Origin of the sequence: Candidatus Pseudothioglobus sp. Uisw_041 (assembly GCF_048087625.1) — a bacterium.
In the GTDB taxonomy this organism is placed as follows: domain Bacteria; phylum Pseudomonadota; class Gammaproteobacteria; order PS1; family Pseudothioglobaceae; genus Pseudothioglobus.
This window is the reverse complement of sequence record NZ_CP159805.1, coordinates 1,350,091-1,375,077: the sequence shown is the minus strand read 5'-3', so window position 1 is coordinate 1,375,077 and position 24,987 is coordinate 1,350,091. Positions and strand designations below refer to the sequence as shown.

Annotated in this window: 24 protein-coding genes and 1 pseudogene; 17 read left to right on the top strand and 8 right to left on the bottom strand. The window is 37.3% G+C overall.

The window, feature by feature from the left end; translation table 11 throughout:
- The first annotated feature begins 109 nt into the window (after nucleotides 1–109).
- The 10 genes and pseudogenes from ABXT44_RS06960 to ABXT44_RS06915 all read left to right on the top strand — a co-directional run bounded on the left by ABXT44_RS06960 (nucleotide 110) and on the right by ABXT44_RS06915 (nucleotide 9,387).
- Nucleotides 110–1,003 carry a class II glutamine amidotransferase gene (locus tag ABXT44_RS06960; RefSeq protein WP_416651438.1) on the top strand — a complete coding sequence of 298 codons (894 nt, stop codon included), beginning with the start codon at nucleotides 110–112 and terminating at the stop codon, nucleotides 1,001–1,003.
- 2 nt (nucleotides 1,004–1,005) lie between these two features.
- Nucleotides 1,006–1,680, top strand: a complete 675-nt coding sequence (locus ABXT44_RS06955) for a protein glxC (protein WP_416686497.1) — start codon at nucleotides 1,006–1,008, stop codon at nucleotides 1,678–1,680.
- A 12-nt stretch (nucleotides 1,681–1,692) separates the two neighbouring features.
- Nucleotides 1,693–3,016, top strand: a pseudogene (locus ABXT44_RS06950) (FMN-binding glutamate synthase family protein).
- 43 nt (nucleotides 3,017–3,059) lie between these two features.
- The gene (gene glnT / locus ABXT44_RS06945; protein WP_416686496.1) at nucleotides 3,060–4,373 is read left to right on the top strand and encodes a type III glutamate--ammonia ligase; all 1,314 of its coding nucleotides are present in this window, start codon (nucleotides 3,060–3,062) and stop codon (nucleotides 4,371–4,373) included.
- 45 nt (nucleotides 4,374–4,418) lie between these two features.
- Nucleotides 4,419–5,429: an alpha/beta fold hydrolase gene (locus ABXT44_RS06940; protein ID WP_416686495.1), complete on the top strand. Its 1,011-nt coding sequence runs from the start codon at nucleotides 4,419–4,421 to the stop codon at nucleotides 5,427–5,429.
- Nucleotides 5,430–5,437: 8 nt separating this feature from the next.
- The gene (locus tag ABXT44_RS06935) at nucleotides 5,438–5,773 is read left to right on the top strand and encodes a tRNA-binding protein (RefSeq protein ID WP_416686494.1); all 336 of its coding nucleotides are present in this window, start codon (nucleotides 5,438–5,440) and stop codon (nucleotides 5,771–5,773) included.
- Between the two features lie 23 nt (nucleotides 5,774–5,796).
- Nucleotides 5,797–6,720, top strand: a complete 924-nt coding sequence (locus ABXT44_RS06930) for a carbohydrate kinase family protein (RefSeq protein WP_416686493.1) — start codon at nucleotides 5,797–5,799, stop codon at nucleotides 6,718–6,720.
- A 121-nt stretch (nucleotides 6,721–6,841) separates the two neighbouring features.
- The gene (locus ABXT44_RS06925; RefSeq protein WP_416651414.1) at nucleotides 6,842–7,765 is read left to right on the top strand and encodes an ATP-binding cassette domain-containing protein; all 924 of its coding nucleotides are present in this window, start codon (nucleotides 6,842–6,844) and stop codon (nucleotides 7,763–7,765) included.
- Nucleotides 7,765–8,526: an ABC transporter permease gene (locus ABXT44_RS06920; protein WP_416686492.1), complete on the top strand. Its 762-nt coding sequence runs from the start codon at nucleotides 7,765–7,767 to the stop codon at nucleotides 8,524–8,526. The genes ABXT44_RS06925 and ABXT44_RS06920 overlap by 1 nt, the downstream gene beginning before the upstream one ends.
- Nucleotides 8,527–8,544: 18 nt before the next feature.
- Nucleotides 8,545–9,387 carry an MOSC domain-containing protein gene (locus tag ABXT44_RS06915; protein ID WP_416686491.1) on the top strand — a complete coding sequence of 281 codons (843 nt, stop codon included), beginning with the start codon at nucleotides 8,545–8,547 and terminating at the stop codon, nucleotides 9,385–9,387.
- Nucleotides 9,388–9,408: 21 nt separating this feature from the next.
- Here ABXT44_RS06915 and bioC read toward each other — a convergent pair whose 3' ends face one another.
- From bioC to cmoB, 3 genes are all read right to left on the bottom strand, one after another.
- Nucleotides 9,409–10,194, bottom strand: a complete 786-nt coding sequence (gene bioC, locus ABXT44_RS06910; protein WP_416686490.1) for a malonyl-ACP O-methyltransferase BioC — start codon at nucleotides 10,192–10,194, stop codon at nucleotides 9,409–9,411.
- On the bottom strand, nucleotides 10,182–11,090 hold the full coding sequence (locus tag ABXT44_RS06905) for a zinc ABC transporter substrate-binding protein (RefSeq protein ID WP_416686489.1): 909 nt from the start codon (nucleotides 11,088–11,090) through the stop codon (nucleotides 10,182–10,184). Before ABXT44_RS06905 ends, bioC begins: the two co-directional genes overlap by 13 nt.
- Nucleotides 11,091–11,151: 61 nt before the next feature.
- Nucleotides 11,152–12,117, bottom strand: coding sequence for a tRNA 5-methoxyuridine(34)/uridine 5-oxyacetic acid(34) synthase CmoB (cmoB, locus tag ABXT44_RS06900; RefSeq protein ID WP_416686488.1), 966 nt, complete (start codon nucleotides 12,115–12,117; stop codon nucleotides 11,152–11,154).
- Nucleotides 12,118–12,204: 87 nt separating this feature from the next.
- Between cmoB and ABXT44_RS06895 the strand changes: the two genes are divergently transcribed.
- From ABXT44_RS06895 to ABXT44_RS06885, 3 genes are all read left to right on the top strand, one after another.
- Nucleotides 12,205–12,705, top strand: coding sequence for a hypothetical protein (locus ABXT44_RS06895; protein WP_416686487.1), 501 nt, complete (start codon nucleotides 12,205–12,207; stop codon nucleotides 12,703–12,705).
- Between the two features lie 90 nt (nucleotides 12,706–12,795).
- Nucleotides 12,796–13,695 carry a hypothetical protein gene (locus ABXT44_RS06890; protein ID WP_416686486.1) on the top strand — a complete coding sequence of 300 codons (900 nt, stop codon included), beginning with the start codon at nucleotides 12,796–12,798 and terminating at the stop codon, nucleotides 13,693–13,695.
- A 103-nt stretch (nucleotides 13,696–13,798) separates the two neighbouring features.
- Entirely contained in the window at nucleotides 13,799–15,634 is a 1,836-nt protein-coding gene (locus tag ABXT44_RS06885; protein ID WP_416686485.1) for a hypothetical protein, read from the top strand.
- A gap of 22 nt (nucleotides 15,635–15,656) precedes the next feature.
- Here the strand turns inward: ABXT44_RS06885 and frr are convergent, their stop codons facing one another.
- Together frr and pyrH are read right to left on the bottom strand one after the other, a co-directional pair.
- Nucleotides 15,657–16,214, bottom strand: a complete 558-nt coding sequence (gene frr, locus ABXT44_RS06880; RefSeq protein ID WP_416686484.1) for a ribosome recycling factor — start codon at nucleotides 16,212–16,214, stop codon at nucleotides 15,657–15,659.
- A 3-nt stretch (nucleotides 16,215–16,217) separates the two neighbouring features.
- Complete coding sequence (gene pyrH, locus ABXT44_RS06875) at nucleotides 16,218–16,940, bottom strand: UMP kinase (RefSeq protein ID WP_416686483.1); 723 nt, start codon at nucleotides 16,938–16,940, stop codon at nucleotides 16,218–16,220.
- Between the two features lie 84 nt (nucleotides 16,941–17,024).
- Here pyrH and uvrA point away from each other — a divergent pair, with 84 nt between their 5' ends.
- Nucleotides 17,025–19,841, top strand: coding sequence for an excinuclease ABC subunit UvrA (gene uvrA / locus ABXT44_RS06870; RefSeq protein WP_416686482.1), 2,817 nt, complete (start codon nucleotides 17,025–17,027; stop codon nucleotides 19,839–19,841).
- On the opposite strand, the gene ABXT44_RS06865 is transcribed toward uvrA, so the two are convergent.
- Genes ABXT44_RS06865 through purM form a run of 3 tightly spaced genes read right to left on the bottom strand, consistent with a single transcriptional unit; the run spans nucleotide 19,838 to nucleotide 22,147 of the window.
- Complete coding sequence (locus ABXT44_RS06865; RefSeq protein ID WP_416686481.1) at nucleotides 19,838–20,536, bottom strand: DUF3108 domain-containing protein; 699 nt, start codon at nucleotides 20,534–20,536, stop codon at nucleotides 19,838–19,840. The genes uvrA and ABXT44_RS06865 overlap by 4 nt on opposite strands.
- Nucleotides 20,533–21,141, bottom strand: a complete 609-nt coding sequence (gene purN, locus ABXT44_RS06860) for a phosphoribosylglycinamide formyltransferase (protein WP_416686480.1) — start codon at nucleotides 21,139–21,141, stop codon at nucleotides 20,533–20,535. Before purN ends, ABXT44_RS06865 begins: the two co-directional genes overlap by 4 nt.
- 4 nt (nucleotides 21,142–21,145) lie before the next feature.
- On the bottom strand, nucleotides 21,146–22,147 hold the full coding sequence (purM, locus tag ABXT44_RS06855; RefSeq protein ID WP_416686479.1) for a phosphoribosylformylglycinamidine cyclo-ligase: 1,002 nt from the start codon (nucleotides 22,145–22,147) through the stop codon (nucleotides 21,146–21,148).
- A gap of 52 nt (nucleotides 22,148–22,199) precedes the next feature.
- Between purM and ABXT44_RS06850 the strand changes: the two genes are divergently transcribed.
- From ABXT44_RS06850 to cysG, 3 genes are all read left to right on the top strand, one after another.
- Nucleotides 22,200–22,760, top strand: coding sequence for a CDP-alcohol phosphatidyltransferase family protein (locus tag ABXT44_RS06850; RefSeq protein WP_416686478.1), 561 nt, complete (start codon nucleotides 22,200–22,202; stop codon nucleotides 22,758–22,760).
- Nucleotides 22,757–23,425 carry a DnaA regulatory inactivator Hda gene (gene hda / locus ABXT44_RS06845; RefSeq protein ID WP_416686477.1) on the top strand — a complete coding sequence of 223 codons (669 nt, stop codon included), beginning with the start codon at nucleotides 22,757–22,759 and terminating at the stop codon, nucleotides 23,423–23,425. Before ABXT44_RS06850 ends, hda begins: the two co-directional genes overlap by 4 nt.
- Nucleotides 23,426–23,597: 172 nt before the next feature.
- Nucleotides 23,598–24,980 (top strand): siroheme synthase CysG, encoded by a 1,383-nt coding sequence (cysG, locus tag ABXT44_RS06840; RefSeq protein WP_416686476.1) that lies wholly within the window; start codon nucleotides 23,598–23,600, stop codon nucleotides 24,978–24,980.
- Nucleotides 24,981–24,987: the final 7 nt, after the last annotated feature.

Below are 24,987 nucleotides of genomic sequence, written 5' to 3'. Positions count from 1 at the left end.
TCAAAAGATAATAGATAAAAGCGTTAATCGTTTTTTTTCATTTAAACTATTGCCCTTGAGTTCATGTCATGCATGAATACAGGGGCTATAATAATTTTTTGGAGTTTTTATGTGTGGAATTGTAGGACTTTTTATTAAAAATCAAGCTCTAGAGTCTCAATTAGGTGCGCTTGTAGCACCAATGCTCAGTGAGATGACTGAGAGAGGGCCAGATAGCGCAGGTATTGCCGTTTATCGTAATCCTCAAGAGAATGGCTGTAAGATTACTGTTCTTGCTCAGCACCAAGACTTTGATTGGGGTGCTTTAGAGGCTGCAATAAGTAATCATTTTTCTTTAAGAGATATTACAGTAACCCGCAATCATGCAGTTTTAAGTCTAGATTCTGAAATTGATGATGTTCAAGTTTGGATGAGAGATAACTGGAGTGATCTTAGTATTACAAGTGCAGGAACAAATATTGAGATCTTTAAAGGTAAAGGTAACCCAGCTGAATTTATTGATCAGTTTGATATTAAAAGTATGACTGGGACTCACGCACTTGGACATACCAGAATGGCAACAGAAAGTGCAATTACAACAGAGCACTCCCACCCTTTCTCAACAGGCCAAGATTTATGTCTTGTGCATAATGGCTCTTTATCAAACCATAACAGATTACGTGAAACTTTACGAAAAAAAGGTGTTCATTTCAAAACCGATAATGATAGCGAAGTTGCTGCTGGATATTTGAGCTGGCGCTTAAGTGAGGGGGATGATCTAGATCAAGCCTTGAATCATGCCATAGAGGATTTAGATGGATTCTATACCTTTGCAATTGGAACCAGGGATGGTTTTGCAGTTATGCGTGATCCAATTGGTTGTAAGCCAGCAATTATGGCAGAAACTGATGATTGGGCTGCGATGTCTTCTGAATATCGTGCTATTGCAACTTTGCCAGGCGCTGAAAATGCGCGCATTTGGGAGCCTGAACCAACTCAGATTTATAGCTGGAAAAGGAGTTAATAATGACTGAAATTAATTTAGAAAAAAGCACTATTAGAGAGCTTAATGAAGCATTGCAGGCAGGGTCATCTGGTGATAAATTTTCTGTAAATAATACTGTTGGAAAGCATGCTCTTTCAGTTGGTCTTACAACAAATGTAGATGTTGAAATTAATGGACATGTTGGCTACTATTGCGCTGGTATGAATCAACAGGCCAATATAATAATTAATGGAAATGCTGGGCCAGGTTTAGCTGAAAATATGATGTCTGGTCAGGTACGTGTTACTGGAAATGCCTCTCAATATGCTGCTGCAACAGCACATGGTGGACTATTAGTTATTGAGGGAGATTCAAGTTCACGATGTGGAATTTCGATGAAAGGTGTAAATATTGTTGTTGGCGGTAATATTGGACATATGAGTGCATTTATGGCGCAATCTGGATGCTTAGTCGTTTGTGGAGATGCTGGAGATGCTCTGGGTGATTCAATTTATGAAGCCAAAATTTATGTTCGAGGTAAAGTCAAAAGCCTAGGTACAGATTGTATCGAAAAAGAGATGCGAGATGAGCATAAGAAAGAGCTTCAGCAATTACTAAGCCAATCAAAAATGAGTCATGGGGTTGAAGAATTTCGACGTTATGGTTCTGCGCGCAAATTATATAATTTTGACATTGACCAAGTCGATGACTACTAAGGAGATCAGATTATGAGCAAAGATAATCCAACATTAATAGAGTCTGCAACTTTTCCTCGGCATGTGATTGCGGAAATTCAGCGTGCAGCTAAAACAGGAATTTATGATATTCGTGGATTTGGTGCTAAAAGAGATATTCCTACATTTGACGATTTAGTATTTCTTGGTGCTTCAACTTCTCGCTATCCATTAGAGGGCTATAGAGAAAAATGCACAACTGAGGTCATTTTAGGTGATAGGTTTGCAAAAAATCCTATTCATTTAAAAACACCAATCACAATTGCAGGCATGAGTTTTGGCTCCCTTTCAGCTCAAGCCAAAGAATCGCTTGGAAGAGGTGCGACTATAGCAGGCACTAGCACAACTACAGGGGATGGCGGAATGACTCCAGAAGAAAGAGGGCATTCTAAAACTTTAGTTTACCAATACTTGCCTTCAAGATATGGGATGAATCCAGATGACTTAAGGAAGGCAGATGCAATCGAAATTGTTTTGGGTCAGGGCGCAAAACCGGGAGGTGGAGGTATGCTGTTGGGGCAAAAAATTTCTCCTAGAGTAGCACAAATGCGAAACCTTCCAGAAGGGATAGATCAGAAGATCTGCATGTCGTCATCCAGATTGGACGGGTCCAGATGATCTTGAAATCAAGATACAGGAATTACGTGAAATAACAAACTGGGAAAAACCGATCTATGTCAAAGTTGGAGCGACGCGAGTTTTTTATGATGTCACCCTTGCTGTAAAGGCAGGTGCTGACGTTGTTGTTGTTGATGGCATGCAAGGCGGAACTGCAGCAACACAAGATGTTTTCATTGAGCACGTTGGAATACCGACGCTTCCAGCAGTTCGAATGGCTGTTGAAGCTCTCCAAGAAATGGATATGCATCGTAAGGTACAGCTGATCGTTTCTGGTGGTATTCGAAGTGGGGCAGATGTTGCAAAGGCCTTGGCATTGGGTGCGGATGCAGTTTCAATAGGGACTGCTGCATTAATTGCTCTGGGCGACCAAAGCCCTGAATTTGATGATGAATATAAAGAGATAGGTTCAGCGGCAGGTTTTTGGGATGACTATCAGGCGGGAAATGATCCAGCTGGTATTACGACTCAAGACCCTGAGCTTGCAAAGAGATTAGATCCAATTCTAGGTGGCCGCAGACTTGCGAATTATATAAATGTTCTTACGCTTGAATTGCAAACATTGGCCCGGGCATGCGGTAAAAGTCATGTGCATAATTTAGAGCCAGAGGATATGGTAGCATTAACTATGGAGGCAGCTGCGATGGCTGGCGTTCCCCTAGCTGGTACTGATTGGATTCCAGGTAAGGGCGGAATATAATTACTAATTGAATAAAAATAATAACGAATAAATAGGAGAAATTATGGCCACTAAACTTAGTAAAGTAGCTGCAGATAAAGGTATTGAATATTTTCTTATTAGCTTTGTAGATCTTTTTGGAAGTTTGCGTTCTAAGTTGGTTCCTGCAAGGGCCATTGATGGAATGCAAAAAGATGGAGCGGGTTTTGCAGGATTTGCAGCCTGGTTAGATATGACGCCTGCGCACCCCGATATGTTTGCTATTCCAGATCCTGATAGCCTTATCCAGTTGCCTTGGAAGCCAGAAATTGCTTGGTTAGCCTCAGATTTATGGATGGATGGTAAGCCTGTTGAGGCTTCTCCGCGAGTTGCATTAAAGAAGCAATTGGCAGAGGCTGAAAAGCAGGGTTTTAGAATGAAGACAGGTGTTGAGTGTGAATATCATCTCATCAATGAAGATGGAACTGATATTGCTGATGAGAAAGATACTCAAAGCAAACCTTGTTATGACCAGCAGGCCTTAATGCGCCAATATCCAGTTATTAAGCAAATTTGTGACAGCATGATTGAGTTAGGTTGGGGTCCATATCAAAATGATCACGAAGATGCTAATGGTCAATTTGAAATGAACTGGGATTTTGATGATGCTCTAAAAACTGCTGATCGCCAAGTATTTTTTAAATTTATGGTGAAATCAATCGCTGAGCTTCATGGCATGCGCGCAACATTTATGCCAAAACCTTTTAGTCATCTTACGGGTAATGGCTGCCATTCTCATGTCTCAATATGGAATCTAGATGGTTCTCAAAATTTATTTAATGGTGAAAATGATAGCAGAGGTTTAGGATTGTCACCTCTTGCGTATCAGTTTTTAGGTGGAATTATGCATAGCGCAGATCGCTTAACTGCCATCTTCAACCCAACTGTAAATAGCTATAAACGTATTAATGCCCCAAGAACAGTTTCTGGTGCAACGTGGTCTCCTAGTTCAATTACTTATGGTGGAAATAATCGTACTCATATGATTCGAGTTCCAGACTCAGGTCGTTTTGAATTACGATTAATGGATGGCGCAGCAAATGCTTATTTAATGCAGGCAGCAATACTTGCTTGCGGTCTTGATGGCATTGCTGGCAACCGTGACCCAGGGGATCCACTTGACATAAATATGTATGAGCTTGGAAAAGACATTGAGGGCTATAAGCAGCTGCCGCGTAATTTACTTGATGCGCTTAGATTACTTGAAGATTCAGATGTTCTTAGAGAAAGACTTGGAGACAGCATAATTGATGCTTATATAAAATTAAAGCATACAGAGTGGAGTGGTTATGCCTCCCATCTGACTCAATGGGAGAGGGATAATACTTTAGATTGTTAGGCGCAAAATTTAATGATCTTCTTATAACTAAAATGAAACTTTGTGATGGATTATGAAAAGTTTGAGCTAGGTGATGTTTCTCTTTTATCAGGAGAGGAGTTAAATTCAGCCTTTTTAATTTACAAAACTTATGGAAAGCTGAATAAAGGTAAAGATAATGTTGTTGTTATGCCTACTTTTTATACTGGCTCACATCAAAGAAATGAGGGCTTTTTTGGAGAAGGTAGGGCAATTGATCCGGCAAAACATTTTATTGTTTCAATTAACTTATTTGGAAATGGACTCTCCTCTTCACCGAGTAATTCAAAATCGCCTCAAGATGGCCCAAGATTCCCGCGTATTTCTCTTTGGGATAATATTGCTTGTCAGTACAAGCTATTAAAAGAGCATTTAGGTGTCGAGAAAATTGCGCTAGTTACTGGCTGGTCAATGGCAGGTTGTCAGGCTTATCAATGGGCTGCACAGTACCCTGATTTTGTTAAAGCAATCTTGCCTTTTTGTGCTTCAGCTAAAACATCCCCTCATAATCATGTATTCCTGGAAGGGGTAAAGGCGGCACTTTGTGCGGACCAAAATTGGAATAATGGTGATTATTCTTCTCCTCCAGTTGCTGGCCTTAAGGCATTTGCAAGAGTTTACGCAGGTTGGGCATTTTCACAAACTTTTTATCGTAACTCTCTATATAAAGAGATTGGATACGACTCCTTAGAAGATTTACTTGTCGATTGGGAGGAAGATCATTCTAAGAATTGGGATGCCAATAATCTCCTTTGTAAGCTTGATACTTGGCAGACTAGTGATATCAGTGTTGGCCCAATATATAACGGAAACATAGAGATGGCGTTAAATGCTATTAAGGCCAAAACTATCTTGATGCCCTGTATGCATGATCTTTACTTCCCACCTGAAGATAATGAAATTGAAGCAGGCTATATAAATGGTGCTGATTTTCGACCATTTAATTCTCCATGGGGACACTGCGCAGCAAACCCTGGAAATGATCCTGATTTCACAGCTGAACTTGAGCGAGCCATTAATGAATTACTTGAAGAGTAAAGACTGAGATGACAATTACATGGCAAGATTTCGAAAAAGTTGACATACGGGTTGGAACTATTGTTGAGGTTGAAGATTTTCCTGAGGCAAGAAATCCAGCCTTCATATTACATGTTGATTTTGGAGTAGAAATTGGATTAAAAAAATCCAGCTCTCAAATTACAGATCTTTATACCAAGGAGCAATTGCAAGGCAAACAAGTTATGGCAGTTGTAAATTTTGAACCAAAACAAGTTGGACCTATTATGAGTGAATGTTTAGTGCTAGGATTTTATCGCCAAGATAACTCAGTTGTTTTGGCTACAAATGATCTACCTGTTAGTAATGGTTCTCGACTTTTATAATATAACTTTTAAATAAACTACAAATGATTATCTGTGCTGGCGAATCCTTAATTGATATGGTTTCTTTCAAAGGAGAGCCTGAATATACTCCTCATGTAGGTGGTAGTAACTTTAATTCTGCAATTGCTCTTGGTCGTTTAGGCGCTGATAGTTATTATTTTGGCGCTGTATCAAATGATAACTATGGAAAGCTAATAGAAGACTCTCTTAAAAACTCTAATGTCAGAGAAGAATTCATTATAAAAACTAACCGACCAACCACTCTTGCCTATGCAGATGTGGTTAATGGTATTGCCGAATATACATTTGTTGATGAACATTCAGCTGGACGAATGCTAGATAGGGCTAGTTTAAAGCCTTTTTTGAGTAGAGTGATGAAGGCAAAAGCATTATTGGTTGGAGGGATTAGTCTTCAAGCGGAGCCTTGTGGATCAAGCTGGCAGTGGTTAGTTGAGCAAATCTCTGGCCATTTGCCAGTTTATTTTGATGCTAATATTAGGCCTGATTTTATTGAGGTTAAAAATCATTACGTAAACCGTTTCAAAAGACTTACTTCAAAAGTTGACATAATAAAAATTTCTGAAGAGGATTATCGTTATCTTTATGGTGCGCAGGATTTTAAAGAAGTTAGCAAAGAGTGGCTCAAGAATGGGGTTAAATTAGTCATCTTGACTTTGGGCGGTGAAGGCTCAAAAGTAATTTTTGATGGTGGCAAAGAAGTATACGTCAAGAGTAACCAAGTTGAAGTCGTTGATACAATTGCTGCGGGTGATAGTTTTAATGGCGGCTTTCTGTTTAGTCTTGAACAACAAGGGCTTCTTAGTAGAGATAAATTGAGTTTGATGGAAGAAGCTTCTCTTAAAAAAACACTCACTTTTGCAAATCAAGTTGCAAGCTTAACTGTTATGAAGAAAGGTGCAAATCCGCCTTGGCTTAATGAGATTTAAATAGCCTTATAGATTAGATCTATTTATGACAATTTATCAAGAGTCTGTTTTCAATATTTAAGGCAATACATTCTTAGTGAAAGGTTAAAATACTTTTTTCGATTCCCCCGATTAGATATCAATGCAAACAATTATCTCAATTAAGAATTTATCAAAAGTTTATGATTCTGGCTTTAATGCTTTGAAAAGTATTAATCTAGACATAAATACAGGCGAAATATTGGGACTCTTGGGTCCAAATGGAGCTGGCAAAACAACTTTAATTTCAACAATATGTGGAATCGTTTCTCCAACCTCTGGTGAAGTCACTGTTGATGGCTTTGATATTATTAAGGATTTTAGAAAAACACGATCAATAATTGGCCTTGTTCCTCAGGAGTTAACTCTTGGATCATTTGATACAGTTTGGGGGACAGTTCGTTTTAGTAGGGGTTTGTTTGGAGCCAAGAGAGATGATGCTTATCTTGAAGAGCTCTTAAAAGACTTATCTCTTTTTGATAAAAAAGACTCTGAAATTAGAATGCTTTCTGGAGGAATGAAGAGGCGAGTTCTGATTGCTAAAGCACTCTCTCACAACCCTAAAATACTGTTTCTTGATGAGCCTACTGCGGGCGTTGATGTTGAGCTACGTAAGGATTTATGGAAGATTGTTAATGTATTGAAATCTAAAGGCGTTACCATAATTTTAACGACTCACTATATTGAGGAAGCTGAAGAGTTAGCTGATAGGATTGGCGTTATTAGTAATGGCGAACTTTTACTCGTTGAGAAAAAAGCGCATTTGATGGAAACTCTTGGAAAAAAGCAGTTAATTGTTGAGCTAAAAGAGTCACTTTCCAAAGTACCTTCTTCTCTTGATAAGCACAATATTGAGATTTCTGAAGATGGTATGCATATTTCATACACGTATATTGTTAAAGATGAAGAAACTGATATGTCTGAGGTACTCCAGGAAATTACAAATTCTGGATTGCATATAAAAGACCTTAAAATTGTTCAGAGCTCACTCGAAGATATATTTGTAGACTTAGTTAAGGAAAAATAATGAATTTAATGGCAATCAAAGTAATTTATTTAAACGAGATGATGCGTTTCTGGAATACACTTTTTCAGAGTGTCGCCTCTCCAGTAATATCAACAGCTCTATATTTTGTAGTCTTTGGCTCAGCAATTGGTTCAAGGATTGAAAATATTGATGGTATCTCTTATGGGCTTTTTATTGTTCCGGGCCTGACAATGCTCTCTGTATTAACCCAAAGTATCTCAAATGCATCTTTTGGTATCTTTTTTCCAAAATTTACAGGCACGATTTATGAGCTTTTATCTGCCCCTGTCTCATTCTATGAGACTTTAATTGGTTATGTTGGAGCCGCTGCGACTAAGTCATTAATTTTGGCAACTATCATTTTACTGACGGCTAACCTCTTTGTTGATTTGAATATTGCGCATCCAATCTGGATGCTGAGTTTTTTAATTTTGACCTGCGTGGCATTTAGCTTATTTGGCTTTATCATTGGTTTATGGGCCGATAACTTTGAAAAGCTTCAAATAATCCCTCTGTTAATTATTACTCCATTAGTATTTTTAGGTGGAAGTTTTTATTCAATCAGTATGCTCCCACCGGTATGGCAGAAGGTCACTTTATTTAACCCTGTTCTTTATTTAGTGAGTGGTTTCCGTTGGAGTTTCTTTGAAATTTCAGATGTTGGAGTCGGAGTGAGCCTACTAATGGTTTTACTTTTCTTAAGTATTTGTATTGCTATAATAGCCTGGATGTTCAACACTGGTTATAAGTTAAAACAGTAAGCTAAATTCAGGGGCTTTATGGTTCAAATTACTGATCTATTTATCTATCCTGTTAAATCACTCAAAGGTATTGCCCTAGAAGAGTCAATGACTGCGCTTCGTGGTCTTCAGTATGATCGTGAATGGATGGTGACTACTATTGATTACGAATTTATTACTCAGCGCGAAATCGAGTCGATGTCAACGATTGAAGTGAGTATTGATTCAGGCGCTTTAACGCTTAGCTCAAAGACTAACACTAAACATAATATTCCTTTGGATTCAATTAAATCTGAGTCAATTAAGGCATCTGTTTGGGGGGATATTTGTGATGCCTATGACGAGGGTGATGATGTTTCGTTGTGGCTAACTAGCGTCTTAGGTCAGTATAAAGGTAAGTCCCTAAGGCTTGTGAGGTTTGCCAGTCAAGGACTCCGTCCAGTGCCCTCTAAGTATCTTGAAGGTATGGAGGCTCAGAGTGCATTTTCGGATCAATTTCCCTATCTAATAACGTCATGGGAGTCTCTAGATAAGCTGAATAAAGGCCTCATTAACAATGGCTCTCAAGTGGCTAAAATGGATCGCTTTAGGCCTAATATTGTTGTCAAGGGTGTTGAAGATCTTGAGAAAAAAACATCTCAAAATTTTTTATGCCAGCAAAGTGGTTATAGCTTTGGACTGAGAAAGCCCTGCAAGCGCTGCAAAATTATTACGATTAACCAAGATGACGGGAAAATTGATAACCCAAAAGAGCCTTTAGCAACGCTAGCTTCTCTGAGGTTTAGTGATGAGATAAATGGTGCATTTTTTGGACAAAATGCGATTTTGTTATCGACAAAAAATTATATTCTTAAAGTGGGCGATGAGCTTTCAATTGGCTAGTTTAGATAGCGCTATTCTGGTTTAATTCTCCAGTGAAATAGCGCCAAGCTTGTTTTCGTTTTTCCAGGCATGTCCATAAATTACTTCGTAGGTTGCTGGCAGTTTTCCATCAGAGCGATAGCTTTCGTACATCTCTATCATTTTTTTAAATTTAGTTTTCCCAGTGAGTGCTTTTGATCGACTACCTACATTTTGTGCGCCAATTGATTTCAGGTCATGCATTAAGTCAAGCACTTTTTCATAGGTGAGGGTTATATTCTCCATTTCCATTATTGGGCTTTGAAAGCCTGATTGAAGCATCTGGTCGCCTATATCATGCATGTCAATAAAATCATTAACATGCGCGCTATTATCAACTGCTGACCAACTCCGCTTAAGCTCCTTTAGAGTATCTGGCCCAAAGGTAGTGAAAAGAATTAAGCTTTCAGGCTTCAGAACTCTAAAGCATTCATTAAAAAGTGCTTTTAAATCAGGACACCACTGCATCATTAAGTTAGAAACAATAAAGTCAACGCTATTTGAAGCAAATGGGAGCTCGTAGGCATTTGCACAAACCTTTAAGTTTTGAGAATTTTTTAAAAGTGATTGTTGCGCAAAATCTACACAAATTAGATTTGCATTTGGAAATATTTCAGCTGTTTTATTACTAAGAAGTCCAGTACCAGAGCCAAGATCAATTATTGTTTGAGGCTTAATTGAAATGACTTTCAATTTTTCAGCCAGTCTATTTGCTATTTCACTTTGAAGAAAAGCATTATCATCATAATTGCAAGCAGCGCCATTAAAAGTGCTTCTTATTTTAGACATGAGGCCAATTGACTTGAAATTCTTTTCATTAAGTTAAAGTATTGATCAGGCCCAGCTGGATATTTGACTCCCAAAATATCAATTTCGAATGTTTTTAAGCTGAGACCCTCCGACAAGACACTTATTTGATTTGGTTTGGCTTCTTGTCCATAGAGTAGACATGAAACACTTAAATCACTCATAGCTTTCTTGGCCATAAGAGTTCTAATGATGCTCAATCTTGCCCCGTGATATGGAGTTATTATAATAGGCCTTATAAGCTTCATGCTCTTTTCGAAGTACTGCGTAGTATCTGAAAATACTGCAAACTGTGAAGCTAGAAAAGGAGCAATCTCTTTTTCTAAATCTATTTTTAGTTCCTCAAGATCAAGCATTAATTCTAGAAAATTGTTGTTATATTTATCTTCGTTGACTGGATCTATTTTAATGAGCAGATTATTAATATGTTTGGCTATAAGCTTCATGTTGTTAATATCTAGCCATAGATGTAAATCATAAATATTCTCTTCATGCTCATCAGCGTCATCATGTTCCTTTGACTTAAGTATTTCAGACCTCGATTTATGGATACTGAGATTATTCAAACTAATAATTTGAAATAGCGAATCGTCATCTATGTTTTTAATTGCTTTTCTTAATCCAGATTCAAAGTCTCCACTAATGATTATTACTAAGTCAGCATTTGCAAGCATCTGGACTTGTGAGGGCTTCAAGTGAAATGTGTGTGCTGAGTTACTCGACTTAAGTAATAGCTGTGGCTCTGCAATGCCGCTCATAAGGCTCGTCACGATACTATGAATAGGCTTAATACTGACGACGACAGACGGCGTTGATTGTGCAGCAACATTTTTGATAGCTAAAAGAAAAATAAAACTTAGGAGGAGACGATATTTCATAATAAGACTAAAATTGAAATTGAAGATAAATTATACGTTAATCGATGAATTCAACTTTGAATTAGTTGTTGCAAATAATGATTACTCGAGTAGGTGCAGGGTGACCTTCTTTTGTGAGAGATGAGTCAGATGGGTCAAGGAAATCCTCTAATGAAGCCGCATTATCTCCTATCCATTCAGTTCTCCTTTGCTCTTCAGGGGAAGTTTTGCTAATATCAATAACTTTAATATTTTTGAATTTGGCATCAACAAGCCATGATTTCAGAGTCTCAACACTAGGCAGGCAATGAACATTCCGCATTTGAGCATAGCGACCATCTGGGATAAGTGAGTACCCATTTGGACCTTCAACTACTAAGGTCTCTAATATTAGCTCTGCGCCTGGCACCATCATATCTTTTAACTGAAGCAAATGTTCCATATGACTTCTTTGGTGATATAGAACGCCCATTGAGAAGACAGTGTCAAAGATTGATAATTTAGGCATTTCTTCAAGTCTAATAGGAAGAAGCATCGCATTAATGTCCTTATTAACTAACGATTTAATTGCAGCATACTGGTAATTAAATAAAAGGAAAGGCTCAATTCCTAGTGCTTTCTTAGCGCCTTCCATCGCCATTCTTAATGTGAAATAACCATTCCCAGCACCCACATCAAGAACCCTTCTATTTTTTAATGGACTAATGTGCTTTTGCAGACGTTTCCATTTAAAATCGCCTTGCCATTCGCTCTCAAGTTTTAAATTATTGAATCTGAATGGGCCCTTCCTCCATGGCAGAAGTCTTTTGAATGCCCTCTCGAGTTCAATAGGGTCTGCGCCATTTTGATCTATTCTAATGTAAGGTTCATTTAGCCCTATTTCACCTTTAGGAATTGCTTTTAACTCATCTAATGCTATAGTCCATTTAGGAATATTTCCATTATTAACGTTGAAGGCATCTAGGCTTATTTTGAGGCATTTATCTGCAATTTCTTGGAGAGATGAATCATTGAAAAATAGCCTAAATTCATCCGTAAATAAAATCATAAATTAAATATATTCATAAAATATATCTAGTATAAAATAAAGTAACGTATATATATGTATATAACTTTTAACTTTTGTGATAATAGTGTGAAAAATAAATCAATTAAAATTTTTGTCCTTCTTTTAATTTCATTTAATGTTTTGTCAGGTGGTGATGAGAGTGACGATGCCTACTATGAAAATTTAGATGCAGAATTAGCTGCTTTTGAGGCTCAGGTTGCTGCCGAAATAGCATCACAACAACTAATGGCTGAAATCGAAGCTGAAATGGCAAGAAAATCTGCCCTTGATGCATTTCTTCAGAAGTTAGCTGATGATAAGGCTGCTGCTGCTGCGTCAACTGCGGCCTACCAGGCTTCTCTTGAGACTGAAGAAGCTATAGAAGTGGTTGTAGAAGAAGTTGCTGTTAATGAAGTATGTAAATCTGCATCAAACTTATCTGAAAGTAATGTTGAGCTTTTCAAATCTGCATTGGCTGATGGATCTTTATTCAATGTTGGTCCTCAATCTTCCAACGGAACAGAATTTGGCGCAAATAGGTGGGATGCATATGCAAACTGTGTAAGTAATTATGTCAATCCTTTTTAAGATTGAGGTGGATGATTAATCATTTTGAATGCTTAAGGCAGAAGTTCAATATATTTAAATATAATTCTTTTAACTCTTTTGGAGGTTAGCGTGATAAACAAATCAATTAAATTTTTTATAATCTTTTTCATTTCATTTAATGTTTTCGCTGGTGGCGATGATCGCGATGATGCCTACTATGCAAATTTAGATGAAGAATTGGCTGCCTTTGAAGCTCAAATTGCTGCTGATCTTGATGCCGATGCACTGATGGCCGAAATACAAGCAGAGATGGCAAGACAAGCTGCCCTTGAAGCCTTCCAAGCAAAACTAGCTGCTGATAAAGCTGCTGCTGCGAAGTCTACAGCTGCTTATCAATCTAAACGTGCAAATGACGCAAGGATTGCTGCGCTTATGGACCAGCTTAATACTGAAAAAGAATTAGCTACCTTTGAAGCACAACTTGAGGCTGAATTAGCTGCTCAAGAAATGATGGCCGAAATACAAGCAGAGATGGCAAGACAAGCTGCCCTTGATGCCTTCCAAGCAAAACTAGCTGCTGATAAAGCTGCTGCTGCAGCGTCAACTGCTGCTTACCAAGATAGTCTTTTAGATGCAGAGTTCTCAGCGCTTGAGGCTCAAATTAAAGCTGAAGCAGATGCTGCTGAAATGATGGCTGAAATTGAGAGAGAAATGGCTCTTGCTGATTTCTTGCAAAAACTAGCGGATGAAAAAGCTGCAGCTGCAGCGTCAACTGCTGCTTACCAAGCCTCACTTGCTGATGAAGAAGTTATAGGTGTCATTGAAGAGGTAGTTGTTACAGAAGCTGCGCATGAGGCATGTAAATATGCGTTAAATTTATCTGAAAGTAACATTGCGCTCTTCAAATCTGGATTGGCTGATGGAACTCTATTCAATGTAGGACCTCAAGTTTCTTCTGGAACTGAATTTACTGCAAATAGATGGGACGAATATGCAAACTGTGTGAGTAACTATGTCAACCCTTTCTAAGGTTTAAGATAATTAGTCATTTTGCTTTCTTAATGTAAATGCAAAATGTGTCAGAGATATAAACCCAGGGCTTGCTCTGGGTTTTTTTATTTATAATGAATTTATGAAAAATAATTTAATAAGTATTCTTATAAAATTAGCATGTCTTTTATTATTATCATTCAATGTTCACTCAAGTGATGATGTAAGTGATTCACTAATGCAGGGAACTAATGATATTATTCTGATGGATGAATTTACATGCACAGATCAATATGAAATTAGTGATTCAGAAGCTAATAACATTACTTCCTCACTTTTGTTATCTGGAGAGACCCTCTTTGCTCCAGGTGACATGATTATTGGTTCAACAAATGCAAGAGCCATTGTTGACTCATATGATCCTTCATCAAATAAATTGATTTATTATCAAACTGCTGAAACTGGCTTTAAATCATTTTCTCTAGGTGAAAAACTTGTCGGTAAGGGTGAAAATGTTTCAATTATTGAAGAGTTTATTTTTGATTTTGGAGTTCCTTGCTCTGATCTAGTTGTCTCAATTGAAGAAAGTCCTGAGCAAATGCTGTTTATTTTTGCTGGCTCTGATGAGGCAATTAAAGCTAAATTAGCCGCCCAAGAAATGATGGCTGAAATAGAAGCAGAAATGGCAAGACAAGCTGCCCTTGATGCCTTCCAAGCAAAACTAGCTGCGGATAAAGCTGCTGCTGCGAAGTCAACAGCTGCTTATCAATCTAAACGTGCAAATGACGCAAGGATTGCTGCGCTTATGGACCAGCTCAATACCGAAAAAGAATTGGCTAACTTTGAAGCACAACTTGAGGCTGAATTAGCCGCTCAAGAAATGATGGCTGAAATACAAGCAGAAATGGCAAGACAAGCTGCCCTTGAAACCTTCCAGGCAAAACTAGCTGCGGATAAAGCGGCTGCTGCTGCCTCGACTGCTGCTTACCAAGCTAAGGTAGCACGCGATGAACGATTAAAGAACAAGAGAGCTAAACTTAAGCTTGAAAAAGAACTCGCGGCATTTGAAGCACAACTTGAGGCTGAATTAGCCGCCCAAGAAATGATGGCTGAAATAGAAGCAGAAATGGCAAGACAAGCTGCCCTTGATGCCTTCCAAGCAAAACTAGCTGCGGATAAAGCTGCTGCTGCGAAGTCAACAGCTGCTTATCAATCTAAACGTGCAAATGACGCAAGGATTGCTGCGCTTATGGACCAGCTTAATACTGAAAAAGAATTAGCTACCTTTGAAGCACAACTTGAGGCTGAATTAGCCGCTCAAGAAATGATGGCTGAAATACAAGCAGAAATGGCAAGACAAGCTGCCCTTGAAACCTTCCAGGCAAAACTAGCTGCGGATAAAGCGGCTGCTGCTGCCTCGACTGCTGCTTACCAAGACAGTCTTTTAGATGCAGAGTTCGCAGCGCTTGAGGCTCAAATTAAAGCTGAAGCAGATGCTGCTGAAATGATGGCTGAAATTAAGATTGAGATGGCAAGACTGGATGCTCTTGCTATATTCCAAGCAAAACTTGTGGATGAAAAAGCTGCTGCTGCAGCGTCAACTGCTGCATATCAGGCTAAGCTTGCTTATGATGTGAGGGTTACTAAAATTATGGATGATTTAATTGTTCAATTAGATGAGATAGGAATTATTGATGATTATAAATCGACTATCAAAGATGAGCTTATAAATAAAGCGACAGAGAAGCTAGAAGATGAGAAATTCATAGGCACAATTTCTGGAGAAATAGTAACGGTTGCAATACACGATTTTTGTAAAGTAAATTTAGGACTATCTGATAGCAATATTGCACTATTTAAGAAGGCCTTAGAGGGTGGTTATTTAGGAAATGTTGGTCCTCAGGTAACAAATGGAACTGAATTTTCATCGAATCGATGGGACGACTATATAGAGTGTGTTGGCTCTAAGAGAATATAAAAAATTGTTTAATAAGTAACTATTATATTTCTAATAATGAATTTTCTTTGTCAGTCAAAGATCTTTCAATTAAAGAGATATGTTGATCTGTAATTTTTTGTATATTATCTTCAGCTCTATGTGACTCATCTTCTGATATTTCTTTTTCTTTAAGGAGCTCTCTAAAGTCAGATATAGCATCTCTTCGAATATTTCTTATTGCCACGCGCGCATTTTCAGCTTCATCACGAACAACTTTTACTAATTCTTTTCTGCGCTCTTCAGTTAGAAGGGGTAAAGGAATTCGCAAAACCTGTCCTTGAGTGTTTGGGTTTAAACCTAAATCAGACGTCATAATTGCTTTTTCAATTGGTCCAACCATATCTTTTTCCCAGGGTGAAACCTTAAGAGTTCTTGAGTCTTCAGCGCTTACATTAGAAACTTGTGAAAGAGGAACCATGCTGCCATAGTATTCAACGGTAATTTGATCAAGAAGTGAAGGGTGAGCCCTTCCAGCACGAATCTTACTAAAGTCAGTCTCAAGAGAAGCGAGTGATTTACTCATTCGGCTATTTGCATCACTATGAATTTCATTAATCATTATTTATTCTCCATTTTGACTAACAATCGTGCCAATTGATTGGCCATTTAAAATATTAGCTAAAGCATAATTATCATCAAACATACTAAAAACACAAATTCTTATATTATTTTCTCGACATAATGCAAATGCAGCAGTGTCCATGACCTCAATATTCTTTTCAATAGCCGAATCAAAACTAAGCGCGTCAAACTTTATAGCATTTGAATCTTTCAATGGGTCACTTGAATAAATACCGTCGACCTTAGTGGCTTTAAAGACAATATCAGCCTCAATTTCAACTGCTCTTAAGGCAGCGGCAGTATCGGTTGTAAAGCAAGGACTGCCAGTACCAGCAGAAAAAATCACTACCTTACCATCTGATAGCGCATTTTTAGCTTCAGTATGATTAAAAGAATCACAAACACCACCACCAATCGAAAAGCCAGACATGACAATTGAAGGAATATTATTTCTTTTAAAAGCGTCTGATATTGCTAATGCATTCATCACTGTAGCAAGCATTCCAATATGATCTCCAGTGATTTTGTTCATTCCATCACTTGCAAGGGCAGCGCCTCGATAGATATTTCCACCACCAATTACTATGGCGATTTCAACGCCAAGATCCAGGGCAGATTGAACAATAGTGACTACTTTTTTTAGCATTTCAGGATCAATATTATTATTGTCACTTTTTAGCGCTTCACCACTAAGTTTGAGTAAGATTCGACGATAAGAAACCATGTGCTAAGAATTGAATACAAAATTAAGATTTTACACAACGCATGAGTATAATGAACCCTTTGTCCACCATAAAATAACTAACCTATGGATTCAATAAACATACGTGGCGCTAGAGTCCATAATTTAAAAAACATTGACGTAAGCATTCCAAGAAATAAGCTTGTAGTTATTACTGGGCTATCGGGTTCTGGCAAGTCATCATTAGCCTTTGATACAATTTATGCTGAAGGCCAAAGAAGGTATGTTGAGTCATTATCAGCATATGCAAGGCAGTTCTTATCATTAATGGAAAAGCCAGATGTTGATCATATTGAAGGACTATCTCCTGCAATATCAATCGAACAAAAAGCTACCTCTCATAATCCTCGCTCTACAGTAGGAACCATAACTGAGATTTATGATTATTTGAGACTACTTTTTGCCAGAGTTGGCTCACCTAGATGTCCTGAACATGGAGATGATTTACAGGCACAAACAATTTCTCAAATGGTAGATGCAATATTGGACCTTCCAGAAGATGCAAAGATTATGATACTTGCACCAATTGTAAAAAATAGAAAGGGTAGCCATCTAAAATTATTACAAGAACTTTCTCATCAAGGCTTCCTACGTGCGAGAGTTGATGGTGAGGTTATGCTACTTGAAGAAATTGATGAGCTTGATGGTAATAAAAATCATACCATCGAGATCGTAATTGACCGATTAAAAGTTAGGCAAGATATAACGTCAAGGTTATCTGAGTCTCTTGAAACTGGCCTTAATATGAGCTCGGGTATTGCTATAGCTTGCCCTATGGATATTGACTCTGGCTTTAAGGAGTTAACATTTTCAGCAAAGTTTTCTTGTATTCACTGTGGTTACTCTTTGGAAGAGTTAGAGCCAAGACTCTTTTCATTTAATAATCCTGTGGGGGCATGTGAAACATGCGATGGTTTAGGTATCAAAGATATATTTGATGAAGAAAGAGTTGTTGCTAATCCTGAGCTTAGCCTGGAAGATGGTGCAATTTATGGTTGGAGTAAAAGTAATGCCTATTTTTATCAAATGCTTTCTTTAGTTGGTAATTATTATAAATTTGATATTGCCACACCATTTAATGAGCTCTCAGAAGAGAATAAAAAAATTGTTCTTTATGGAAGTGGAAGCCAGGTTATTGATTTTTCGAAAATTAAAGGAAGAAGAGGTTGGACAAGTAAGAAAAAACCTTTTGAGGGCGTAATTCCAAGAATGATGCGTCGTTATGCAGACAGTGATATCCGCTCAATTAGGGAAGAATTATCTAGATATGTAATAAGCAAGCCCTGCTCAAGTTGTAATGGAGATAGACTTAATGCATCTGCAAGAAATGTCTTTATAGATAATAGAAATATTTCAGATCTAACAAAGTTAACTATAGACCAAGTATTTGATTTTTTTGAATCTCTTGAGCTAGAAGGTCAGCGTGGGGAAATTGCAAGTAAGATTCTAAGTGAAATTTCACAGCGTTTGCATTTCTTAATTAATGTTGGGCTCGATTATCTTAATTTAGAGAGAAAAGCCAACTCTTTATCTGGCGGGGAAGCTCAACGAATAAGATTAGCCTCTCAAATAGGTGCGGGCTTAATTGGGGTACTTTATGTTTTAGACGAACCATCAATTGGACTGCATCAGCGCGATAATCAAAAGTTACTTGATACGTTGACTTATCTTAGAGATTTAGGTAACACAGTTATTGTTGTTGAGCATGATGAAGACGCAATAAGACAGGCAGATTATGTTGTGGATATTGGGCCTGGTGCTGGTATTCATGGCGGTGAAATTGTTGCGATAGGATCACCTGATGAAGTTATAGCTAATACAAAATCCCTTACTGGGGATTATTTAAGTGGTCGACTAGAAATCAGCACTCCTAAAACTAGAAAAAAATCAAATGGCTGGCTTAATATTACTGGAGCAAGTGGAAATAACTTAAAGCATGTTGACTTAAAAATCCCTGTTGGCGTTTTAACCTGTATTACAGGTGTTTCTGGCTCTGGAAAGTCAACATTAATCAACAATACACTTTATGAGTTAGCTGCAAAAACACTTAATGGAGCTCAAACTGATATTGCTCCATTTAAAGAGGTTAAGGGTATGGATCTATTTGATAAAGTAGTTAATATTAATCAAAGCCCAATTGGGAGGACTCCTCGATCTAACCCAGCTACTTACACGGGCGTCTTTACGTTAGTTCGTGACCTTTTTGCATTGACGCTTGAGTCTAGGACGCGTGGATATAAATCTGGACGTTTTAGTTTTAATGTTAAAGGAGGAAGATGTGAAGCTTGCAAAGGAGATGGCTTAATTAAGGTAGAGATGCACTTTTTGCCTGATGTTTACGTCTCATGTGATATCTGTCATGGCCATAGATATAACCGAGAAACCTTAGAAATTAAATACAAAGGAAAGTCAATTGCAGAGGTTTTAGAGATGACTGTCGAAGACGCGCTTGATTTTTTTAAAGCGATTCCAAAGATTAATCAAAAAATGCAAACTTTAATGGATGTTGGACTTTCGTATATTACGCTTGGCCAAAATGCAACCACCCTTTCTGGTGGAGAAGCTCAGCGTATAAAGCTTGCTAAAGAACTCTCTAAAACAGATACAGGACAAACTTTATATATATTAGATGAGCCAACAAGTGGACTCCATTTTCATGATATTAAGCAATTGCTATCAGTAATTTTTAGGCTTCGAGATCGAAATAATACAATTGTTATAATCGAGCATAATTTAGACGTTATTAAGACTGCTGATTGGGTTGTTGATCTTGGCCCCGAAGGTGGGAACAAAGGCGGAGAAATAATTGCATTCGGGACTCCAGAAGAGGTGTCCAAGAATCCAAGATCATATACTGGGCAGTTCCTTAAGGAGCATCTTTAGATTAAAGTTTCAAAGCCTATAAGCGTCATTGTGAAAGCAGTTTTACCATTAATCTTGTGAATTTTTATAGGCTGAAAATTCTCTTCAACAGACAGATTTAGAATTAATTGCAATTCATTACAAATTACCCTCACAGTTTCAATCTCACGCTCATTAATTAAAATTTTTTCAGATCCATCTAACTTGAATTGAAGATAATTAACACCAACTTCATCAACAACTTGATAGGTAAATTCTGATTCATTAGGCTTATTAACCATATCATTGGATAATGCGAGATAAACACTTAAAGTGTCAACTAGAAGACCAGGTTTTATTTCAAACTCATCACCACTGCTTGACACGGCATAATTTTTATCAGTTTCGATGGTAATTTCATAGTTCTTTTTAACTTCATTTTTGATTTTTTCTATGACTCTAAAGGAAGTATTAATGATCTGCCCATCAATTTCATCACCTATACTTTTTTCAGATCTTGAGTAATCATATAAAGCTTTCCATACTGATGCTGTGCTGGCTTCAGTTGTGAATTCAAACTGATTGTCATTGACCTCTAAGTTTAATATTGCAGTGCCAATTTTTAGGTTGCCCATTACAGTTTCAGCATAAAGCTCATAATTTCCCTTATACGGGGTTAGGGACAAAGATTGGGCAGAGTAAAGAAGTGCTAAAAATAAGAAAATTACTTTATTCATATTATTTTTCCATCAAGTGTTGCAGTTTTATCATCAATTAGGTGAAGTCTTTTTTTAGTATACCAATGAATCACTTTAGGGTAGATGACATGTTCTTTTTTTAAAACTTTCATAGAGAGTGTTTCCTTAGTATCTAGATTGTCAATAATAACTGACTCTTGACAAATTAAAGGACCACCATCCAATTCTTTAGTAACAAAGTGAACACTTACACCATGAGCTTTCTCAGAAGCGTTAATAGCTCTTTGGTGTGTGTTGAGTCCTGGAAATTTTGGGAGTAAGGACGGGTGAATATTAAGAATTTTCCCAAAATAATGTGACACAAATAATGGAGTAAGAACTCTCATATAACCAGCTAAAACAATTAACTCTACCCCATGCTGTTGAATAATTGAAATGAGCTCTCTATCAAAAGCTTCCTTGGAGTTATATAATTCAGGATCAATAATGGCGGTCTGAAGTTTTGCAGATTCAGCTCTTTTCAAGCCAAAAGCATTTTTGTTATTACTAATGACGCAGCTAATTTGCAAGTCAATTCTATCTGCATTATCAATTATTGATTGTAAATTAGAGCCATTACCGGAAATTAAAATAACAGCTTTCATAGTATCAAATTATTACTTGCTCGCCTTTAGACTCAACAACTTCTCCAATTAACCAGGCTTTTTCACCTTTAGAATTTAATAGCTTAATAGCGTCATTTGAGGATTCTTTTGGAACAATAACGATCATGCCAACGCCGCAGTTAAGAACTCTATGCATTTCACTTGTATCTATATTTCCTTCAGTCTGCAGCCACTGAAATATTTCTGGAAACTCCCAAGAGTTTGCATCCAATTTTGCAGCTAAATGCTCTGGCATTACTCTGGGAATATTTTCAAGAAGGCCACCGCCTGTAATATGCGATATTGCATGTATGGGTAGATTTTGAACTAATGACAAGATTGATTTAACATAAATTTTAGTTGGCTCAATAAGTTCCTTGAGCTGGCTTGATGTTGGCTTTGTTTTTTCCAAAACTTTTCTGATGAGTGAGTATCCATTTGAGTGAGGACCGGATGAACCAAGTGCTATTATGTGATTACCTGATGAAACTTTAGAGCCATCTATAATATTATCTTTTTCAACAATGCCTACGCAAAACCCAGCAAGATCATACTCTTCGCCTTTATACATTCCGGGCATTTCAGCAGTTTCCCCTCCAATTAATGAGCATCCAGATTGACGACAGCCTTCACCAATTCCAGAAATAACAGAAATCGCAACATCTGGATTAAGAGAGCCCGTTGCGTAATAATCTAAAAAAAACAATGGCTCAGCGCCCTGAACTATAAGATCATTGACGCACATTGCAACTAAATCAATACCAATAGTATCATGCTTATTAAGCATCTCAGCAACCATCAATTTTGTTCCAACGCCGTCAGTTCCTGAAATTAAAACTGGTTTTTTATACTTATCTAAAGGAATTTCAAACATTGCACCAAAGCCGCCAAGACCAGCAAGAACACCAGGTCTTAACGTTGATTTTGCAATTGGTTTAATTTCTTCAATAAGCTGATTACCTTTAGTAATATCAACTCCAGAGTCCTTATAAGTCAATGATGACATCTTGTTTTCCGTATAATTAAGGTCTAAAAAATGAATTTAATTAAGCAAAATAATGAGCTACTCAATGCTACCCAATGCGCTTTCAATAATACGCATTATTTTAACAGTTCCAATAGTTATAGCGCTACTAAAAGAGCAGTATCTTTTGACGCTTCTATTATTTCTATTGGCTGGAATTACCGACGCATTAGATGGTTGGATAGCTAAACAGTTTTCATTACAGTCCCGTCTTGGCTCTATTCTTGATCCAATGGCAGATAAGATATTATTAACCTGCTCTTTTATTGCTTTATATTGGGTTGGGATTATGCCCTTATGGCTACTGATGATAATTTTTGTTCGTGATGTTATTATTGTAGCGGGCGCATTGGGATATTTTCTAGGTGAAATATCTAGGGATAGTGATTTGCTAGAGCCTTCTTTAATTAGTAAATTTAATACAGTATTACAAATCGCCTTGGTTTTATTTTTGCTGTTAATTCAAATATATACCGAATTAAATAGCCTTAGAGATATGGTCTTCATAGTGGTTGCCACTTCGACCGGTTTAAGTGGTGCGGACTATGTGTTACTTTGGGTTAAAAAGTTTATCTTGCAAGAGACTAAAAAATGAATCAACTAGGCCTTCCAATCTCACTGAACTCCAAAATGCTTTTAGATAACTTTATTGCTAATAGTGAGCTTGTTAATTTAATTCACCAACTTTTTCAGAAAAAAAAAGCTTCTGAAATCTACGTATATGGATTAACAGGTCAAGGCAAAACGCATGTCCTTCAAGGAGTAGTATTAAAGGCCTTAGAAATGGATATGAATGCAATTTATATCGATTGTATTGATTCTTTTCCAGAGCATTTATTTGACTTTATAGACCAATTAAATTTTATTAGCTTTGATAATGTTGATCTTATTAGTAGTGATAACCAAGAGACATTTTTCGATTTGTATAATCGAGTAAGACAGGCTGGAGTTGTTGTTTTAGTCAGTGGCTCTAGTTTGCCAGCTGATTTAACCGTTATGAAGGATCTTAAGACGCGCTTAAGTTTAGCTGCTGTTTATAAATTAGAAGAACTTAATGATGAGTTAACAATGGACGTACTTAATAAACAAATGAGTGATAGAAATTTAACTATCGACTCAAAAATTTACGAATATTTATTTAAGAATTATTCTCGAGATTTAAATACTTTAGTATCTGCGATGAATGAGCTAGATAAAGCATCACTCCAATCAAAAAAGGCAATTTCAATTCCTTTTGTTAAAATAGTACTTCAACTTTAGTAGCTACTAAATATCAATTTACTAGGAAATATAAAATATTTTTCTAAATTTTTGTTTTTTTAAGAAAAATTCATATCTTTGAACTCAATAATAATAAAAATATAGAATTTTTTACTATACTTCGTAAAATATTTTAAACAATGCTCTAACCTTGAGAGCTTAATATATTTTTATGGACCATCTGCCTATCTTTATTAATTTAAGACAAAAGCCAGCCCTAGTCGTTGGAGGCGGAGATATCGGATTAAGAAAAATAAACTTATTATTAAAAGCTCAGGCTAAGGTTACATGCGTTTCTCCCCATTTTTGTGAAGGCATAAAAACCTTGTCTTTAGATAGCAATGTAACTTTAGTTAATAAGCGCTTTGAGGCATCTGATATTTCAAATTATTCAGTAATTATTTCTGCTACAGATGACTCAAAAGTAAATGAATCTGTCTCTAAGATAGCTCAAGAAAGTCGTATACTGGTAAATGTGGTTGACTCGCCTGAGCTATCAAGCTTTATCATGCCCTCAATAGTTGATAGGTCTCCGGTGGTAATTGCTGTCTCTTCATCCGGTAAGGCGCCAGTTCTAGCTCGTTTAATTCGTGCAAAGCTTGAAACAGTTATTCCAAGATCTTATGGCATACTTGCTGAAATTGCTGGTGAGTATAGGCAGAAAGTTAAAGACAGGTTTTCAAAAATTAAAGATAGAAGGGCATTTTGGGAAGCTACTTTTTCTGGCGTTATAGCTGAAAAAGTTTTTTCAGGGCGTATTCAAGAAGCAAAGACTGATATTGAAAAGCAGCTTATTGACGCAGTTGAGATGAACTTGGGAGAGGTCTATTTAGTTGGCGCTGGTCCTGGCGATCCTGACCTATTAACGTTTAAAGCTTTGAGGCTTATCCAGCAAGCCGATGTTGTACTTTATGATAGGCTGGTCTCTAAAGGTGTTATGGAGCTTGTTAGGAGAGACTCAGAGCTCATTTATGTCGGTAAAAAAGGTGGCAGTAATAAATCTACTAGGCAAATAGATATTAATGCTCTTTTGGTTGATCTGGCAAAATCAGGCAAGAGAGTGTGCAGGTTAAAGGGCGGTGATCCTTTTATTTTTGGCCGAGGGGGTGAAGAAATCGAGTCTCTTTCTGAGCACGGCATCCCTTTTCAGGTTGTGCCCGGAATAACTGCTGCATCAGGGTGCTCTTCTTATGCAGGCATTCCGTTAACCCATAGAGACTTTTCTCAATCCTGCCGTTTTGTGACTGCCCATTTAAAAGATGGCACGACTAACCTTGCATGGGAAGAGTTTATTGTTGAGCAGCAGACGATTGTTTTTTATATGGCATTGAGTGGGGCAAGTTACATTTGTGAACAGTTAATTGCTCACGGCATGAGAGAGGAGATGCCAATTGCGATTATTGAAAAAGGAACAATGCCTGAGCAAAAAGTTTATATTACCTCTCTAAAAGACTTGCCTGATTTGTTAATTAAAGAAGATATTAATGCACCTACTTTGATGATTGTAGGAGAGGTCGTCAGTCTAAATGAAAAGTTAAGCTGGTACGGCAATTAAATAAGAA

Excerpts from the sequence above, each read along its gene's own strand:
- frr (WP_416686484.1), bottom strand. The coding sequence starts at position 16,214 with ATGATTAATGAAATTCATAGTGATGCAAATAGCCGAATGAGTAAATCA.
- purM (WP_416686479.1), bottom strand. The coding sequence starts at position 22,147 with ATGTCATCATTGACTTATAAGGACTCTGGAGTTGATATTACTAAAGGT.
- hda (WP_416686477.1), top strand. The coding sequence starts at position 22,757 with ATGAATCAACTAGGCCTTCCAATCTCACTGAACTCCAAAATGCTTTTA.
- ABXT44_RS06930 (WP_416686493.1), top strand. The coding sequence starts at position 5,797 with ATGATTATCTGTGCTGGCGAATCCTTAATTGATATGGTTTCTTTCAAA.
- ABXT44_RS06955 (WP_416686497.1), top strand. The coding sequence starts at position 1,006 with ATGACTGAAATTAATTTAGAAAAAAGCACTATTAGAGAGCTTAATGAA.
- uvrA (WP_416686482.1), top strand. The coding sequence starts at position 17,025 with ATGGATTCAATAAACATACGTGGCGCTAGAGTCCATAATTTAAAAAAC.
- cmoB (WP_416686488.1), bottom strand. The coding sequence starts at position 12,117 with ATGATTTTATTTACGGATGAATTTAGGCTATTTTTCAATGATTCATCT.
- purN (WP_416686480.1), bottom strand. The coding sequence starts at position 21,141 with ATGAAAGCTGTTATTTTAATTTCCGGTAATGGCTCTAATTTACAATCA.
- ABXT44_RS06925 (WP_416651414.1), top strand. The coding sequence starts at position 6,842 with ATGCAAACAATTATCTCAATTAAGAATTTATCAAAAGTTTATGATTCT.
- cysG (WP_416686476.1), top strand. The coding sequence starts at position 23,598 with ATGGACCATCTGCCTATCTTTATTAATTTAAGACAAAAGCCAGCCCTA.
- ABXT44_RS06905 (WP_416686489.1), bottom strand. The coding sequence starts at position 11,090 with ATGAAATATCGTCTCCTCCTAAGTTTTATTTTTCTTTTAGCTATCAAA.
- bioC (WP_416686490.1), bottom strand. The coding sequence starts at position 10,194 with ATGTCTAAAATAAGAAGCACTTTTAATGGCGCTGCTTGCAATTATGAT.
- ABXT44_RS06915 (WP_416686491.1), top strand. The coding sequence starts at position 8,545 with ATGGTTCAAATTACTGATCTATTTATCTATCCTGTTAAATCACTCAAA.
- ABXT44_RS06960 (WP_416651438.1), top strand. The coding sequence starts at position 110 with ATGTGTGGAATTGTAGGACTTTTTATTAAAAATCAAGCTCTAGAGTCT.
- ABXT44_RS06850 (WP_416686478.1), top strand. The coding sequence starts at position 22,200 with ATGAGCTACTCAATGCTACCCAATGCGCTTTCAATAATACGCATTATT.
- ABXT44_RS06935 (WP_416686494.1), top strand. The coding sequence starts at position 5,438 with ATGACAATTACATGGCAAGATTTCGAAAAAGTTGACATACGGGTTGGA.
- ABXT44_RS06920 (WP_416686492.1), top strand. The coding sequence starts at position 7,765 with ATGAATTTAATGGCAATCAAAGTAATTTATTTAAACGAGATGATGCGT.
- ABXT44_RS06865 (WP_416686481.1), bottom strand. The coding sequence starts at position 20,536 with ATGAATAAAGTAATTTTCTTATTTTTAGCACTTCTTTACTCTGCCCAA.
- ABXT44_RS06940 (WP_416686495.1), top strand. The coding sequence starts at position 4,419 with ATGGATTATGAAAAGTTTGAGCTAGGTGATGTTTCTCTTTTATCAGGA.
- pyrH (WP_416686483.1), bottom strand. The coding sequence starts at position 16,940 with ATGGTTTCTTATCGTCGAATCTTACTCAAACTTAGTGGTGAAGCGCTA.
- glnT (WP_416686496.1), top strand. The coding sequence starts at position 3,060 with ATGGCCACTAAACTTAGTAAAGTAGCTGCAGATAAAGGTATTGAATAT.
- ABXT44_RS06885 (WP_416686485.1), top strand. The coding sequence starts at position 13,799 with ATGAAAAATAATTTAATAAGTATTCTTATAAAATTAGCATGTCTTTTA.